Source organism: Defluviitalea raffinosedens, assembly GCF_016908775.1.
Taxonomy (GTDB): Bacteria; Bacillota; Clostridia; order Lachnospirales; family Defluviitaleaceae; genus Defluviitalea; species Defluviitalea raffinosedens.
Genome location: NZ_JAFBEP010000008.1, coordinates 78039 through 94272, shown reverse-complemented (window position 1 = coordinate 94272; position 16234 = coordinate 78039). Strand labels below are relative to the sequence as shown.

Here is a 16234-nt window from a genome sequence, read left to right as displayed (position 1 = left end):
AAAAAATGACGGGAGTGAATCTTAAGATGCCTACAATCAACATGCTCTCATCGGCAGAAAAAGTCAAAGGACAGGGAGTAGCATCGGCATATTTAGAACAGGTTCGCCTGGTAAAAGAAGGGTTAAGTGATTACAGGATACATGTCAATAAAATAGGCTTTTGTGATATCAACCATTATCATACAGTGGATTTAAAATATTATTTAACGCTTCCTTTGGCTAAAAGAAAGGGAATCACTGTAGGGTATGTGCATTTTTTACCTGAAACCATTGACGACAGTTTACAGCTTCCCTGGTTTTGCAGAAAAGTTTTTTACAAGTATTTAATTGATTTTTACAATAAGATGGATTATTTAGTAACTGTAAATCCTTACTTTATAGATAAATTAGAGGAATATGGTATTGAAAAAGATAAGATCATCTATATTCCTAATTTTGTATCGGATCAAGATTTTTTTGCTTATGACAAAGACAGAAGAAAAGAAATTCGCAGAAAGATGAAATTAAGCGAAGATGATTTTGTGGTTTTAGGCGTGGGACAAATTCAAACCAGAAAAGGTGTAAAAGACTTTATTGAAATAGCACGGCAGCTGCCCCAGATCCAGTTTGCCTGGGCAGGAGGCTTTTCTTTTGGACGCATCACGGATGGATATAAAACCTTAAGTGAGATGGTCAGCAATCCTCCTGAAAATGTGAAGTTCTTAGGAATTGTAGACAGAAAAGAAATGAATGATATATACAATATGGCAGATATATTGTTTTTGCCTTCTTATAATGAACTTTTCCCAATGACTGTTTTAGAGGCAATGAACTGTAAGCTGCCCCTTCTTCTCAGAGACTTACCAGTATATGATAAGATATTGTTCGATTTGTACTTAAAAGGGAAAACCAATGCCGAGTTTATTCAGTTAATCACAAAACTTAAGGATGACCAGGATTTTTATGAATTGTGGAAGAATAAATCTTGTCTGGGAAAAGAGTTTTACTCAAAAGAACATGTTTTAAGAATGTGGAAAGAATTCTATGAAAATGCCCTGGCGTTTCGTAAAGAGATGAAATTTGATATTTATTATGCAAAAAATAAGTAAATTTACGGTATCCATAGTCTAAAACTATGGATATTTCTGTTGAATATAAATATAAAGATTATAACGATATTGAAAATATGGCTAAATGTTATATAATAAATTATAAATTATAATTTGCTACTATATAAATTATAATTTATATTCTATACTATATAAAGGAGGTGGATGAGTATGAAATTTTCAGGATTGAAGGAATATGTTTATCATGAAGTAAAAAAAAGATTGATCAATAATACGATTAAACCTGGAGAACGAATTTGGGAAGAAAACATTGCAGAAGAACTGGAAGTAAGCAGAACTCCGGTGAGAGAAGCAATCAATAGATTAATTGCTGAAGGATTTGTAGAAAATAGACCGCGCAAAGGAATATTTGCAGCAGAAATTTCAAAAGAAGATTTAAAGAAAATGCTGGATGTAAGAATTGCTTTGGAAACCCTCTCGGTTAGTGAATGCTGCAAGTTAATTACAGAAGAAGAAATGTCTGAGCTGAAGAAAATATATGATGATTATAAGATAAAATTAACCAATGGAGAATATGCAGAGGCAAGTCAGTTAGACAGCCAAATTCATAGATATATTGCGGGAATATCTGACAACAAGAAATTGATAGCATATATAAATGATATTCAAGATTTTTTTGCCTATACCAGAGCATGTAATGTCAAATGGACAGAGAAAAAGATAGAGAAATCTCTTAAGGATCACAAGACTCTAATTGACGCAATTTGTGATAAAGATCAAGAGCGTGCAATGAATTTGATTAAGGAAGACATAGAAGCTATGAGAAAATTATTGGATTAAAATACAAGGGAATATACATAAGGCCATTGCATAACAGACCTGGAAGTTTGTTGGCAATGGCCATTTTTATTTTATAGGAAATCCTTAAGGATTTCCTGTATAGTAAAAAATCCTCAGGGCAGGATGCACACTCGCGCCTGTTGTATTTTGACGGCTTGCCGACTGCGCTCAGCGCGAGAGGTGTGCTTGTGAAACTCTTTCCTGTATGACTTAAATATTTTTATGGTTTAATTGGAATACTGATTAGGATAAAATTTATAAAAAACTCTTGAAAAATAAAAAATGTGTTGTATAATTAGTATAAGATTATAAATTATAATTTATAATATATAGTGACAAATAATAAAAGTCTTCTGATAAGGTGGAAGCCCATATGAGATATTCGGACTTAAAAGAATATGTTTATCATAAAGTAAAAGAAAAATTAATCAACAATATTATTCAGCCAGGAGAACGAATTTGGGAAGATAGTATTGCAGAAGAACTAGGTGTGAGCAGAACTCCTGTGCGAGAAGCAATAAATCGGTTAATTGCAGAAGAATTCATAGAGAACAGACCTCGTAAAGGTATTTTTGCCGCAGAGATATCAAAAGATGACTTAATAAAAATGTTGGACGTAAGAATTGTATTAGAAATACTTTCAGTTCGTCAATGCTGTGAATTCATTACTGATGATGGAAAACGGGAACTCATCAAAACATATGAAAGATATAAAAATAAATTATCCAATGGGGAATATAGAGAAGCAAGCCAATTAGACAGCCAAATCCACAGACAAATTGCTAAAATAGCAGGCAATAAAAAACTGGCAGCTTATATCAATGATATCCAAGATGTCGTCGCCTATACCAGAGCATGTAATGTGAAATGGACAGAGTCAAAAATTAATCGATCTTTACGGGATCATATGAATCTTATTCAAGCGATCTGTAACAGGGATGCAGATCAGGCGGTCGAATCGGTAAGAGTAGATATAGAAGCAATGATAGATTTACTAAGTGAAAATAATAATTTACATAATAAATACTAAGCAATTAATAAATCACAAATTATAATTTATAATTTATAATTTATATTTAATAATTTATAATTTATTAACTTTAAGTTATAAATTCCGTAAATATCCTTAAGATTGGAGAGATAAAAAGATGAAATTATGTTACCAAGTAGCTACTCCTGATGTGGCAATTGCAGACTCGGTTACAGCTTATCAAGGTCCTTTAGAAAAAAGTTTTTATGATTTAGCATCTTTTGGATATGATGGGGTAGAACTGATGACATTAAATCCTTCAGAGCTGAATTGGGATTTTGTGAGAAAAGAAGCAGAAAAGAACAAGTTATCTGTTGTATTGGTATGTACCGGAGAAATATTTGGACAGTTGGGATTAAGTTATACGCATCCAAAAGAAGAAGTCAGGAAAGAGGCGATCAGACGAACAAAAGAAATTATTGATTTTGCTTCAGCATTAGGTGCCAATATCAATATTGGAAGAATTCGGGGACAATACTGTAGTCAGCTTTCAAAAGAGCAGACAGAGCAATTGGCTATAGATGCTTTTAAGGATTTAAGTGAATACGGTGGGAAGAAAAAAGTAGAGATTGCCTTAGAAACTGTGACAATCATGCAGACCAATTTCATTAACACACTGCAGGAAGCCGCAAAGATGATCAAAGCAGTTGATCATCCGTATTTTAAACTTATGATGGATGTATTTCATCTGAATTTGGAAGAAAAAGATATTTGCCAGGCAATCCGGGAGTATAGCAAATACAATATACACGTTCATTTAGCAGATAATAACAGACGCTATCCTGGGCATTGCGGTTTGGACTTTGAGAAAATTTTAAGTACCTTCGAAGAATGTGGATATTATGGAAACTTCTGCACTGAAATTTTTCAAATTCCTAGCCAGGAAGAGGCAGCTAAGGGTGCAATTGCTCATCTAAGGCCAATACTCAATAAAGTATATGGTGATAAGAATAATTCATAAAGGAGGAAGGTTATATGACAAAGGAAAGAAAAGAAGAGCTTCAAAAGATATGTTTACGTTTTAGAAATGAATTAATTGATCTTCTTTACAGCATTCAGACAGGTCATCCGGGTGGTTCTCTGTCCTGTACTGAAATAGTTACTACACTTTTCTTTGAGAAAATGAATATTGATCCTAAAAATCCTAATAAAGAAGGCAGAGATAGATTTATTATGTCAAAAGGCCATGCGGCACCTATGCTTTATTTAAATATGGCTGAAAAAGGCTATTTCCCTAGAGAGGATTTAAAAACCCTAAGACAGGTAGGCAGCCATCTTCAGGGGCATCCCTGTGCACACACGACTCCGGGAGTTGAACTATCTACAGGACCTTTAGGAATGGGACTTGGCGCAGGACTAGGGATGGCGTTGGGAGAGAAGTTAAAAAACAGTGATGCCACTATTTATGTTCTACTGGGGGATGGAGAAATACAGGAAGGGGGCATTTGGGAAGCGGCAATGGCAGCTTCAAAATTTAAGGCGAACAACCTCATTGCAATTTTAGATTATAATGGAGTGCAATTAGACGGCACCTTGGAAGAAATTATGCCGATGGGAGATATCGGAAAGAAATTTGAATCCTTTGGATGGAATGTTCTATATTGCGACGGCCATGACGTTGAGGATATAGCGAATGCCATAGATGAAGCAAAAAATTGCAGCACTCAGCCTTCAATCATTATTGCCAAAACCGTAAAAGGCAAAGGCATATCTTTTATGGAAGGGAAAAATTCATGGCATGGAAAACCAATTGATCTTGAGGAATATAAACTAGCTAAAGCTGAGCTGGGAGGTGTAGTTTAATGGGAAATAACATTGCGATAAGAGACGCATATGGAGAAGCATTATTAAACTTAGGGAAAAAAAACGATAAAGTTGTGGTTTTGGAAGCAGACGTGGGAGCTTCGACCAAAAGTATTCTTTTTGGCAAGGAGTTTCCTGAGCGATATTTTAATGTTGGGATCAGCGAATTTAATATGGTAGCCATGTCTGCAGGATTTGCAACACAAGATTTAATTCCTTTTGTAAATACATTTGCAGTTTTTATGACTACCAGAGGATCAGATCCGATTCAGAGTTTAATCGCTTATGATAAATTAAATGTTAAAATTGCAGGAAACTATGCCGGATTATCGGATTCATATGATGGAGCAAGTCACCAGGCCATTACCGATATTGCTGTTGTCCGTTCCATGCCTAATATGACAGTAGTCTCTGTAAGTGATGCAGTAGAAACAGCAAAAGCTGTGGAAGCAATAGCAGAATATGACGGCCCGGTTTATTTAAGACTAAGTCGTGCGCCTGCACCGGTAATATTTGATGAGAACTATGATTTTAGAATTGGAAAAGGTGTCGAGTTAAAAACAGGAAAAGATGTTGCGATCATTGCTACAGGGACAATTCTGCATAATGCCTTGAAAGCAGCAGATTTATTAAAAGAAGAAGGAATAGAAGCAACAGTGATTAATATTCATACAATCAAACCAATAGATGAAGAACTGATCATTGATGCTGCAAAACGTACAGGCACGGTTCTTACAGTAGAAGAACATAGTATTCATGGCGGTTTGGGCAGTGCCGTTGCGGAAGTATTATCAAAAGCTTGTCCAACGCCAATAGAATTTGTCGGAGCTACAAAATTTGCTGAGTCAGGAGACTATAACGAATTGCTTGAAAAATATGGTTATGGTCCAAAGTCAATAGCAGAGAAAGCTAAATTAGTAATAAAAAATAAATAAAATAGAAAGGAAATGATACTATGAAAGAATCTATCCACAAGTATTTTAAAATGGGGACCATTGTTCCAATGAGTTATCCAGGGGTAGATCCACTTGAATCTATTAAAAAGATTGCGTGTGATGATTATTTTGATGCGATTGAAGTAACACATATTCCTGATGATGAAAAAAGGGCAAAAGTTAAGAAGATGTTAGAAGAATCTGGTTTAACAGTTTGCTATAGTGCTCAACCAAGATTACTTGGGGCAAAATTAAATCCAAATGATATTAATGAAGAGGGAAGAAAAGCTGCAGAAGCCTTGCTTATGGAATCAATAGATGAAGCAGAATATTTAGGTGCAAAGAGAATAGGATTTTTGGCTGGAAAATGGGAAGAAGAAACAAAAGACTTAGCGTATGCACAGCTATTAAAAACCACAAGAAATATATGCGATTATGCAGCAATAAAAGGTGTGACGGTTAATTTAGAAGTATTTGACTATGACATGGATAAGGCAGCATTAATTGGACCAGCACCTTATGCAGCAAAGTTTGCTGCTGATATGAGAACGACCCATAGTAATTTTGGGCTTATGGTGGATCTTTCTCATTTCCCAACCACCTATGAAACTTCTAAATTTGTTATTCAGACCTTAAGACCGTATATTAATCATTTCCATATCGGAAATGCGGTTGTAGAAAAAGGTTGTGAAGCATATGGAGATCAACATCCAAGATTTGGTTTTCCCAATAGTGCCAACGGTTTAGAAGAACTATTAGAATTCTTCAGGGTTTTAAAAGCAGAAGGATTTTTTGATGCACAAAATCCATATGTACTTTCTTTTGAGGTAAAACCATGGGGCGATGAAGATCCAGATGTTATAGTAGCAAATACAAAAAGAGTGATCAACAGAGCATGGGCGCTTCTGGAAGATTAGAACTTTAATTTAGAAAGGAGGAAAAATATGAAAATAGTTATTTTAGATGGATACACTGAAAATCCGGGAGATTTATCCTGGGAAGGGTTTGAAAAGTTAGGGGACTTGACGGTTTATGACCGAACACCCAGTGACAAAATTATTGAAAGAATCGGAGATGCAGAAGTAGTTTATACCAATAAAACACCAATAACAAGAGAAACTTTAGATGCATGTCCCAATATAAAATTTATTGGAGTACTTGCTACAGGATATAATGTGGTAGATGTAAATGCTGCAAAAGAAAAGGGAATTCCCGTATCCAATATCCCAACGTATGGAACTATGGCCGTAGCTCAGTTTGCGATCGCTCTATTATTAGAATTGTGCCATCATATAGGTGAACATTCTGAGTGTGTAAAAAGAGGGGATTGGACCAATAACCCGGACTGGTGCTTCTGGAACTATCCATTGGTAGAGCTTGCCGGAAAGACTATGGGAGTTATAGGATTTGGACGAATTGGACAAGCCACTGCAAAAATTGCACAAGCTCTTGGAATGAAAATCTTAGCTTATGATTCATTCAAAAACCCTGCACTTGAATCAGAAACCTGTAAGTATGCAGAGCTAGATGAATTGCTTGCAAATTCAGATGTGATTTCTCTACATTGTCCATTATTTTCCGAAACGGAAGGGATTATTAACAAATCTACCATAGCAAAGATGAAAGATGGGGTTATGATCATCAATACTTCCCGAGGACCTTTAATTGTTGAAGAAGATTTAAGAGATGCTTTAAACAGTGGAAAAGTTGCCGGAGCAGCAGTAGACGTAGTATCTTCAGAGCCTATTAAAATGGACAATCCATTATTACAAGCAAAGAATATGATTATTACTCCACACATTGCATGGGCTCCCAAAGAATCCAGACAAAGACTGATGGATATTGCCGTTGAGAACTTAAAAGCATATGCGGCGGGTGCACCAATTAATGTGGTTAATAAGTAAATTTATTAACCACATCCACTAAATCTTGTAAGTGTGGGAGGTATGGACATGACGAGTTCTATAACAAAGCGTATTTTACCACTTATATTTGTGGTTATGGGATTAATCTTTGCAGTCTTAGGGTTTACCCAATTTGGCTTTTGGAGTGACGCAAACGGACCGATGCCAGGATTCTTCCCGTCCATTATGGCGATTGTTATGGTTTTATCTGGGATAGCATCCTTTATTCAATCTTTAAAAGATACGGAAGCAGTGGAATATAAGCCGGATGAATTTCTGGTGATTGCCGGTGGAATTGGAATTTTTGTCGCAACTTTTATTATTGGTTTGGTTCCTACTATATTTCTATATGTTATTCTTTGGCTTAAGCTGGTTGAAAAAAGTAGTTGGAAACCTATTTTAATAGTGCTGGCAATAGTTGCATTCATAACCATTGGCGTATTTGGAATGTGGCTCGGAATCCAATTTCCAATGGGCATATTCGAAAACATCCTGTAAGCAGGGGGGAGAAAAAGTATGGAAAATTTTGAGCTGCTGTTAAGAGGATTTTCAGTTTCACTGACACCAGCAAACATAGGGGCAGCATTTCTTGGAGCAATATTAGGTCTTATAGTTGGAGCTATGCCGGGAATTGGAAGTTTAGCAGGAGTTGCATTGCTTCTTCCATTAACTTATAAGTTTAATCCAACTACTGCAATTATTATGCTTGGGGCTCTTTATTACTCCAATATGTATGGGGGAAGCTTTAGTGCAATATTGTTGAATATTCCGGGGGATTCACCGGCAGTTATGACAGCCCTTGACGGTTATCCCATGGCTAAGAAAAGGAAGAGACCTGGACAAGCATTGTTTACTGCCAATATGGCATCCTTTATTGGCGGTACAATAGGGATCATAATCCTAACCTTTGCAGGACCTGCCCTTGCCAATTTTGGATTAAAGTTTGGGCCATCAGAAATGACAGCAGTTTTACTTATTGCAATGACTTCGATCAGTTGGCTTGTTGGTGAAAATCCAATTAAGGGTGTTGTAATAACTATGCTGGGAATTTTGCTTGCAAGCATGGGGATGGATACTTTATCCGGATCTCCAAGATATGATTTTGGCAATATGTATTTATTAGGGGGTATACCATTTACTCCATTTGTAATCGGAACAGTAGGATTTTCGCAGGTTATTAGCCTGATCAATGAGAGAGATGTTAAAACTGAAAAAATTGACGCGAAGCTATCAATTAAAGGAAGTATATTAACTAAAAGAGAATTTAAAAGACTTCTTCCTCCCGCTATCAGATCTGGGCTTTTGGGGACTTTTGTCGGAGTATTACCGGGAGCAGGAGCTACTACCGGTTCTTTTATGGGATATGCCGTTCAGAAGAGGTTCAAAAGTGAAGAAGAATTAGGGACTGGAGCAGTTGAAGGTATTGCGGCCTGCGAAGCAGCCAATAACGCAGCAGCGGCCGGAGCCTTTGCGCCACTTTTAGCTCTTGGAATTCCCGGTTCCGGAACAGGAGCGGTATTGCTTGGAGGACTTATGATGTGGGGACTTAACCCAGGACCTTTACTGTTCCAAAATGAGCCAGATTTTGCATGGGGATTGATTTCATCTTTATTCTTATCCAATATTTTAACGTTGATTGTTGCAATAGGTATTATTCCGTTTTTGACCAAGATTTTATCTGTTCCTACAAAGTACATGATACCAATTATAACCGTTGTTTGTGTTGTAGGTTCATATAGTACTACTTATTCCATGTATGGCGTATTAGTTATGCTGTTATCAGGGATTTTAGGATATTTCATGCAAAAGAATGATTATCCGACAGCACCTATGTTATTATCTTTCGTATTGTCACCATTATTAGAATCCAATATGAGAAAAGCATTTATTATTTCCGGAGGCAGCTTAAGTATCTTCTTTACAAGACCAATTACACTTGTATTAATGCTTATATTCCTTTTCTTTATTACATTCCCAATTATAAGAGGAGCAGTAAGCAAGGCAAAAAACTATAAGCAACGCAGCCGAATGGCCTAATCAAAAATATAATTTATAATTAATAAATTATACATGTTTAAACATTACTGGAGGAGGGGTTTATAATGAAAATCAAAAAGCAATTAGCAGTATTATTGACAGGAGTATTAGCATTATCAACACTTTTGGCAGGATGTCAAGGAAAAGGGGGATCTTCAAAATCCTATGCACCAGCTTCATCTATTGATTGGATGGTAACAAGCAGTCCAGGAGGCGGTAGTGATATATTTACAAGAATGATCACAGACATTATGAAAACGGAAGGCATAGTTGATTCAACCTTTGTTGTTACCAATAAAACGGATGGTGGCGGTGAAGTTGGCCGTAATGAAGTTGCCAATTTAAAAGGAGATAAAGCAAGTAATACTTTACTGACCTTTAACAGTGGAGATTTAATGCCAATGGTTCTAAATACCAAAAATCGTTCTAAGAATTTCAAAATACTGGCTGTTATGGCCTTAGATAAGCAATTAATTTTTAAAACAGAGCATACAAAGCAGGCAGATTTCGCAGAAGCTATCCAAGCAGCAAAAAATGGAGAAACCATTGTTATTGGTGGTTCAAAAGGTGATGACGTTGCAACTTATGAAGCCATGATTAAAGAGATTGGTGTTACATCAGATAATATGAAATATATTACTTATGATTCAACTTCTGATGCAATTACTGCAGGATTGGGAGGACATGTTGACTTTGTGATTTCAAAACCGGCAGCGGCTTCTGAATATGTTGAAGCAGGTTCTTTAATTCCTGTACTGGCACTGGCTACAGAAAGATATTCTGGAAAATTTGATGCACCAACCTTAAGTGAAATTGGAGACTATGAAAATGTTGAAGTTCCTGTTTGGCGTGGTGTTGTAGGCCCTGCGAATATGAGTGATGAAGCAGTAGCATTTTGGTCAGAAGCATTAAAGAAAGTATCTGAATCCGAAAGATGGAAGACAGAGTACATTGATAAGTATAAATTAGTGCCTGAGTTTAAAGGGGCAGCAGAAGCTACTGAATACATAACAGCATATGAAAAAGCTTATATGGAAGCAAATGGAATTCAATAATTTTATGAGGATAAAAGTTTAACAGATTTATTGTTCATTTAAAATGAAGTACTATCAAAATATTTTACTGGATAGTACTTCGTTTTGATAAAAGATTCAATAACAGAAGTGTAATATGGAAGAATACTTGAAATAAAAAGGACATTGGCATTTAGGAGGAAAAGGAATGAACGATAAACCAATTATTGGATTGATTTTAGGAGATGCTGCAGGTGTAGGACCAGAAATTATTGCAAAGTTGGCTGCTAATAATTTCTATGATGAGTATTGCAAGCCTATTGTTTTAGGGGATGTACGCGTCCTCGAAAGAGGTGCAAAGGCTGCAGGAGTCACATTTCCGATGCAAATTATTGAAAGTGTAGAAGATGCAAACTGGGCAGAAGGAATTCCTGTTTTGGATCAAAAAGACTTAGATCCTGCAAATATACCTTATGGAGTATTAAGCAGTGAAAGCGGAAAATCATGTCTTGGTTTGTTAAAGCTTGGAGTAGAATTATTTCAGGCGAAGAAAATAGACGGATTTTGCTTTGCACCATTAAACAAATCAGCAATGATTTTGGCAGGATGTCCTTTTGAAAGTGAACATCATTATTTAGCCCATTTATTTAACCACAAAGAACCTTTCGGAGAAATTAATGTAGTAGGAAATCTTTGGACAACGCGAGCTACTAGTCATATTCCATTAAAAGATGTCAGTGCTCATTTAACCGCGGATACGATTTTAAGAGCAGTGCGTTTAGCAAATACTACCTTAAAAAATTCAGGAATCGAAAAACCAGTACTTGCTCTGGCTGCCCTTAATCCCCATTGCGGAGAAAACGGTGAATGTGGCAGAGAGGAAATAGATGTGATAGCACCGGCTATTAAGAAAGCTAATGAGATGGGAATTGATGCAAGAGGCCCATATCCTTCTGACATTCTGTTTATTAAGGCATTTAACGGGGAATTTGATGGTGTGGTAACCATGTACCATGACCAGGGTCAAATTGCTTTAAAGCTTAAAGGTTTTGAACAGGGCATTACCATTGCAGGTGGACTTCCGGCGCCGATCGTTACCTGTGCCCATGGTACAGCTTATGATATTGCAGGAAAAGGGATGGTGAAAACCTCTGCATTTGAAAATGCTGTAAAGATGGCTTCAAAAATGGCTAAACATATTAGGAAAAGCGAGAATATGTAAATTAAGAATTCAAGGAATAACCACTGTTTTGTATAGAAGCAACTTAGTATAGAAGAAAACGAGAATTTGAGGCTACCATACTTTATCTGTTATTAATAGATGGATATGGTAGCTTATAAATCATCATAAGAAACGGGTAAAAGATATAGAAAGAAGAATGACATTGAAAAATGATTTTACTAAAGGAAGTATTGCGAAAAATATTTTAAATCTTGCACTTCCGATGACTTTGGCACAATTAATTAATCTTCTTTATAATATTGTTGACAGAATTTTTATAGGGAGAATTCCGGAAAATGCGACTTTGTCCCTCACTGGGCTTGGACTGGCTCTTCCTATAATAACCATTATCACGGCATTTGCCAATCTGTTTGGGATGGGGGGCGCGCCCCTAAGTGCCATAGCCAGGGGAAGGGGAGACCATGAGGAAGCAGAGCACATTATGGGAAATTCGTTTATGTTGCTTTTCATATTTGGAGTAATGCTTACCCTTCTTGGGCTTTTACTTAAGAAGCCTATGCTATATTTATTCGGGGCCAGTGATGCAACTTTTCCTTATGCCAATGAATATATAACTATTTATCTTTTAGGAAGTATCTTTGTTATGATCGGACTTGGTATGAATAGTTTTATCAATTCTCAGGGCTTTGGAAAAATAGGAATGACCACTGTATTACTGGGTGCAGTGACGAATATGATTTTGGACCCTATTTTTATTTTTACTTTAAATATGGGTGTCAAAGGGGCTGCAATTGCTACTGTTATTTCCCAATTTTTATCTGCAGCTTGGATTCTAATTTTTCTAAGAGGAAAGAAAACCATATTGAAATTAAAATTATGCAATTTAAAGCTGGATAAAAACTTGGTATGCAAGATTACGGGGTTAGGATTATCCGGTTTTATGATGGCTATGACAAACAGTGCTGTTCAGATTATGTGCAATGCAAGTTTGCAGTTTTATGGAGGAGACCTTTATGTAGGGGTAATGACGGTACTTAATTCGATTCGTGAAATCCTTACTTTGCCTGCAAAAGGTTTAACGGATGGAGCACAACCGATTATCAGTTATAATTATGGCGCTGGAGATTATAAAAGAGTGAGTTCAGCGATCAAATTCATGTCTATAACATGTGTTACAGAGATGGTGATCTCATGGGCAATACTGTATACCTTTCCTTCATTCTTTATTAGTATTTTTAACAGCAATGCAGAGCTCATTCATGCAGGGCTTATCTCATTGAAAATTTATTTTATCGGTTTTTTTATGATGGCTTTGCAATTTTCCGGGCAATCCGTATTTGTCGCGTTAGGAAAGTCAAAACAGGCAGTATTCTTTTCGATCTTTAGAAAAATTATTATTGTTGTACCATTGACCCTAATCTTACCAAAATTATTTAATCTGGGTATTTATGGGCTTTTCTTGGCTGAGCCTATTTCAAATATTATTGGAGGCATTGCTTCTTTTACAACAATGCTTTGTATTGTACATAAAGAATTTAAATCTGAAGCATCAAAAGAAAGTAAAACTTTTGAAAGTTAAATCCTAAAACAGGAGGATGCTGTACGATGTATTATCAGTATAGGAAAGAAAATACTATTGCTGTACCGGAACCATTTAAAAGATATATCACGCCTCTTTTTATGGCGGATGATCCAATAATTACAGAAAGCAATTTTTCACTGCACATTACGGAATGGGAACCAGGATGTAAAATTGACCTTCATGCGCATCCGGATGCAACGGAAGCCATGTATTGCATGTCAGGAGAAGGCAGAGTAACGATTAATGGGAAAGAATATCCTTTTGTTCCGGGGGCTATGATCGTTGCGCCTCCCAATATTACTCATGAAATCCAGAATACAGGACAAGAAATGTTGCGGGTTTTTTGTGTGTTTTCTCCGCCAGTTACAGGAGAAGATTTAAGGAAGCGGGCATTGGCAGCTGTAGAAGAAGCTAGAAAATGCAAAAAAGATTAAGATTTTAAGTAAGTGAGGTGAATAATTATTAGAACGATTGCTCTAATTCATACAGTAAAAAGTGTAGCAATGAATTTTGATGAAAAACTTCGTAAAAATATTGATGAAGAAGTAAAGATTTATAATCTCTGGGATGAGTTTTTGGCGATCAATCCTAATGAAATCGGGGAATTTACTATAAATAACAGAAATCGTTTATTTCAGGATATTAAAAATGCAGAGTTCACCGGAGCAGATCTCATTGTTACCACTTGTTCTACTTTAACTCCTGTTGTAGAAATGATTCGTCCGTTTATTAGTGTGCCTGTGATCGCCATTGATGATGAAATGGCCAGATTAGGGGTTACGTTTGGAGAAAAAGTTCTGGTTATGGCTACAGCAGAAAGTACTGTAGAACCAACAAAATCAAAATTAGCAAAAGAAGCTGCCAAGGCCAATGTTAAGATTGAGATTTCTGCGAAGGTATGCCATGAAGCATTTAGGGCGATGAAAGCTATGGATATGGATCAGCATGATCGGCTTTTAAAAGAAATGGCAAGAGAAGTAAGAGGATATGACTGCATCATTTTAGCCCAAGCCTCTATGGCTCATTTAGAAGATGAAATCCGTAATATTTGTCATTGTCCTGTTTTATCGAGTCCTGATTTATGTATTCAACAGATTAATGAAGTTTTAAAAACCATTAAAAAATAGATATTATGTTCTGTTAAATTTTTTGCTTTTCTGATAAAATAAAGAGAATCAATAGTGATGTTTTGCTATATTAAATCATCATATTGGTTCTCTTTATTCATATTATGCAACCATTAGAATTTATAATATAAATTAGAAAGGCAATATTATGAGAAATGAGTACATCGACCATTTAATTGTTTTTGATTTAGAAACCACAGGCTGTAATCCTGTACAGGATTATATTATTGAAATTGGGGCAATTAAAATTAAAGACGGAGAAATCGTTTCAAAATATCATCAAATGGTCAATCCTGGCATTCCTATCCCTTACTTTATTACAGAAATTACCGGGATTACGGATGATATGGTATCCGATGCTCCTTATATTTCCGAGGCACTTCCTTCATTTTTAGATTTTTGCGATACCGATTATATTCTGGGGCATAATATATCTTTTGATTATCGTTTTATAAAATCAAAGTGCAGTAGTCTTGGATATACGTTCAACAAGAAAGCTTTAGATACTTTGACGATTGCAAGAAAGTTTTTGAAACATCTTCCCAGCAGAAGCTTGGGCCCTCTGTGTGAATACTATGGTATAGATTTAAGAAATGCCCATCGGGCCATTCATGATGCAGAGGCTACTTACAGGCTTTTCCAATGCTTAAAGAAGGACTTTATGGATGTAGATGCTAGTGCTTTTATAGCAAAAGAAATTACATGGGATCCACCCAAACAAGAGATGATTACCTCAAGACAGAAGAAATATCTGGCAGATTTGATCAGGATGCATAGATTAGTAGTCAATGAAGATATTGAAACTTTAACAAAGTCGGAAGCCAGCAGGATGATCGATAAAATCCTTGTTCAAGTAAGATCCGGACAGAAATAAAAAAAGGAGCGTATTTATGAATTTGCTGCATAGGTACTTTATTAATTCAGATGGCCTTCGTATTTTTTACCGGAAAGAAGTTCCTTATAATCCCAAGGGGATTATTGTGATCAGTCATGGATACGGAGAACATTCAGGGCATTATTTAGACTTGGCAAATTTTTTAGTCCAGAATGGGTATGGGGTATATATTATTGACCATAGAAGCCATGGACAATCAGAAGGACAGAGAGGACATATAGAATCCTTTTTTGAATTCATTTCGGATTTTCATGAACTTATGTCTATTGTAAGAAGTAAGCATCCCCAAGATGATATTTTTACTTTTGGACATAGTATGGGAGGGCTTATTACATTTATTTACGGATTGATGCATTCAGAATATGACATAAAAGGGCAAATTTTCTCAGGACCTGCATTGGGTGCACCCTGGGGAATGTATAAAGTTCCTTTGAAGCTTTACGAATTGCTTGGCAAGACTATTCCAAAAGCAAAGATCTATCGGGTAATCAGAAAGAGAGCTTCAAGAAACCAGCAGTATTTAAAGGAATTTGAAGCAGATCCTTTTGATCTTAAGTATACTACGGTAAGTTATCTGACGGAATTTCTGTACAGGGGAATCAGCTGGGCACAGCAAAATGCCGGGAATTATAATTTACCCTGCCTTTTTCTCCATGGAAAAAGCGATAAAGTGATTCCGTATTATAGAACCTCAGAGATCTATGATAAGATTCAGTCACTGGATAAGACATTAAAACTATATGATCATTGCTATCATGAACTGGTCCATGAACCAGAAAGAGAGGTTATCCTGTCGGATATCCTGGATTGGCTGGAAAAGAGAATGAATTAAACAG

At 36.1% G+C, this 16234-nt stretch carries 17 protein-coding genes; all 17 read left to right on the top strand.

The annotated features are described in order from the left end of the window. Nucleotides 1-14: 14 nt before the first annotated feature. A complete protein-coding gene (locus JOD07_RS08035; protein WP_330636207.1) occupies nucleotides 15-1088 on the top strand; it encodes a glycosyltransferase family 4 protein in 1074 nt (357 codons plus the stop codon). 171 nt (nucleotides 1089-1259) lie between these two features. Next, nucleotides 1260-1889 (top strand): GntR family transcriptional regulator, encoded by a 630-nt coding sequence (locus JOD07_RS08030; protein WP_204613316.1) that lies wholly within the window; start codon nucleotides 1260-1262, stop codon nucleotides 1887-1889. 373 nt (nucleotides 1890-2262) lie between these two features. Beyond that, nucleotides 2263-2919, top strand: a complete 657-nt coding sequence (locus JOD07_RS08025; protein ID WP_204613314.1) for a GntR family transcriptional regulator — start codon at nucleotides 2263-2265, stop codon at nucleotides 2917-2919. Nucleotides 2920-3037: 118 nt separating this feature from the next. After that, the gene (locus JOD07_RS08020; RefSeq protein WP_158740289.1) at nucleotides 3038-3880 is read left to right on the top strand and encodes a sugar phosphate isomerase/epimerase family protein; all 843 of its coding nucleotides are present in this window, start codon (nucleotides 3038-3040) and stop codon (nucleotides 3878-3880) included. Between the two features lie 14 nt (nucleotides 3881-3894). Next, nucleotides 3895-4722, top strand: a complete 828-nt coding sequence (locus JOD07_RS08015; protein ID WP_158740290.1) for a transketolase — start codon at nucleotides 3895-3897, stop codon at nucleotides 4720-4722. Then, entirely contained in the window at nucleotides 4722-5657 is a 936-nt protein-coding gene (locus JOD07_RS08010; protein WP_204613312.1) for a transketolase family protein, read from the top strand. The genes JOD07_RS08015 and JOD07_RS08010 overlap by 1 nt, the downstream gene beginning before the upstream one ends. Before the next feature lie 20 nt (nucleotides 5658-5677). After that, nucleotides 5678-6574: a sugar phosphate isomerase/epimerase family protein gene (locus JOD07_RS08005; RefSeq protein ID WP_158740292.1), complete on the top strand. Its 897-nt coding sequence runs from the start codon at nucleotides 5678-5680 to the stop codon at nucleotides 6572-6574. Between the two features lie 27 nt (nucleotides 6575-6601). Then, a complete protein-coding gene (locus JOD07_RS08000; RefSeq protein ID WP_158740293.1) occupies nucleotides 6602-7561 on the top strand; it encodes a D-2-hydroxyacid dehydrogenase in 960 nt (319 codons plus the stop codon). Nucleotides 7562-7609: 48 nt separating this feature from the next. Next, nucleotides 7610-8059: a tripartite tricarboxylate transporter TctB family protein gene (locus tag JOD07_RS07995; protein ID WP_158740294.1), complete on the top strand. Its 450-nt coding sequence runs from the start codon at nucleotides 7610-7612 to the stop codon at nucleotides 8057-8059. A gap of 18 nt (nucleotides 8060-8077) precedes the next feature. After that, complete coding sequence (locus tag JOD07_RS07990) at nucleotides 8078-9598, top strand: tripartite tricarboxylate transporter permease (protein ID WP_204613310.1); 1521 nt, start codon at nucleotides 8078-8080, stop codon at nucleotides 9596-9598. Nucleotides 9599-9663: 65 nt separating this feature from the next. Further along, on the top strand, nucleotides 9664-10653 hold the full coding sequence (locus tag JOD07_RS07985; RefSeq protein WP_204613305.1) for a Bug family tripartite tricarboxylate transporter substrate binding protein: 990 nt from the start codon (nucleotides 9664-9666) through the stop codon (nucleotides 10651-10653). A 166-nt stretch (nucleotides 10654-10819) separates the two neighbouring features. Further along, a complete protein-coding gene (locus JOD07_RS07980; protein ID WP_204613304.1) occupies nucleotides 10820-11833 on the top strand; it encodes a PdxA family dehydrogenase in 1014 nt (337 codons plus the stop codon). 157 nt (nucleotides 11834-11990) lie between these two features. Further along, nucleotides 11991-13373 carry an MATE family efflux transporter gene (locus tag JOD07_RS07975; RefSeq protein WP_158740298.1) on the top strand — a complete coding sequence of 461 codons (1383 nt, stop codon included), beginning with the start codon at nucleotides 11991-11993 and terminating at the stop codon, nucleotides 13371-13373. A gap of 26 nt (nucleotides 13374-13399) precedes the next feature. Continuing rightward, complete coding sequence (locus JOD07_RS07970; RefSeq protein WP_158740299.1) at nucleotides 13400-13810, top strand: cupin domain-containing protein; 411 nt, start codon at nucleotides 13400-13402, stop codon at nucleotides 13808-13810. Between the two features lie 69 nt (nucleotides 13811-13879). Next, nucleotides 13880-14503, top strand: coding sequence for an aspartate/glutamate racemase family protein (locus tag JOD07_RS07965; protein WP_207756876.1), 624 nt, complete (start codon nucleotides 13880-13882; stop codon nucleotides 14501-14503). Nucleotides 14504-14651: 148 nt separating this feature from the next. After that, a complete protein-coding gene (locus tag JOD07_RS07960) occupies nucleotides 14652-15377 on the top strand; it encodes a 3'-5' exonuclease (protein ID WP_204613299.1) in 726 nt (241 codons plus the stop codon). A 16-nt stretch (nucleotides 15378-15393) separates the two neighbouring features. Beyond that, the gene (locus JOD07_RS07955) at nucleotides 15394-16230 is read left to right on the top strand and encodes an alpha/beta hydrolase (protein WP_204613298.1); all 837 of its coding nucleotides are present in this window, start codon (nucleotides 15394-15396) and stop codon (nucleotides 16228-16230) included. The last annotated feature ends 4 nt before the right edge of the window (nucleotides 16231-16234 follow it).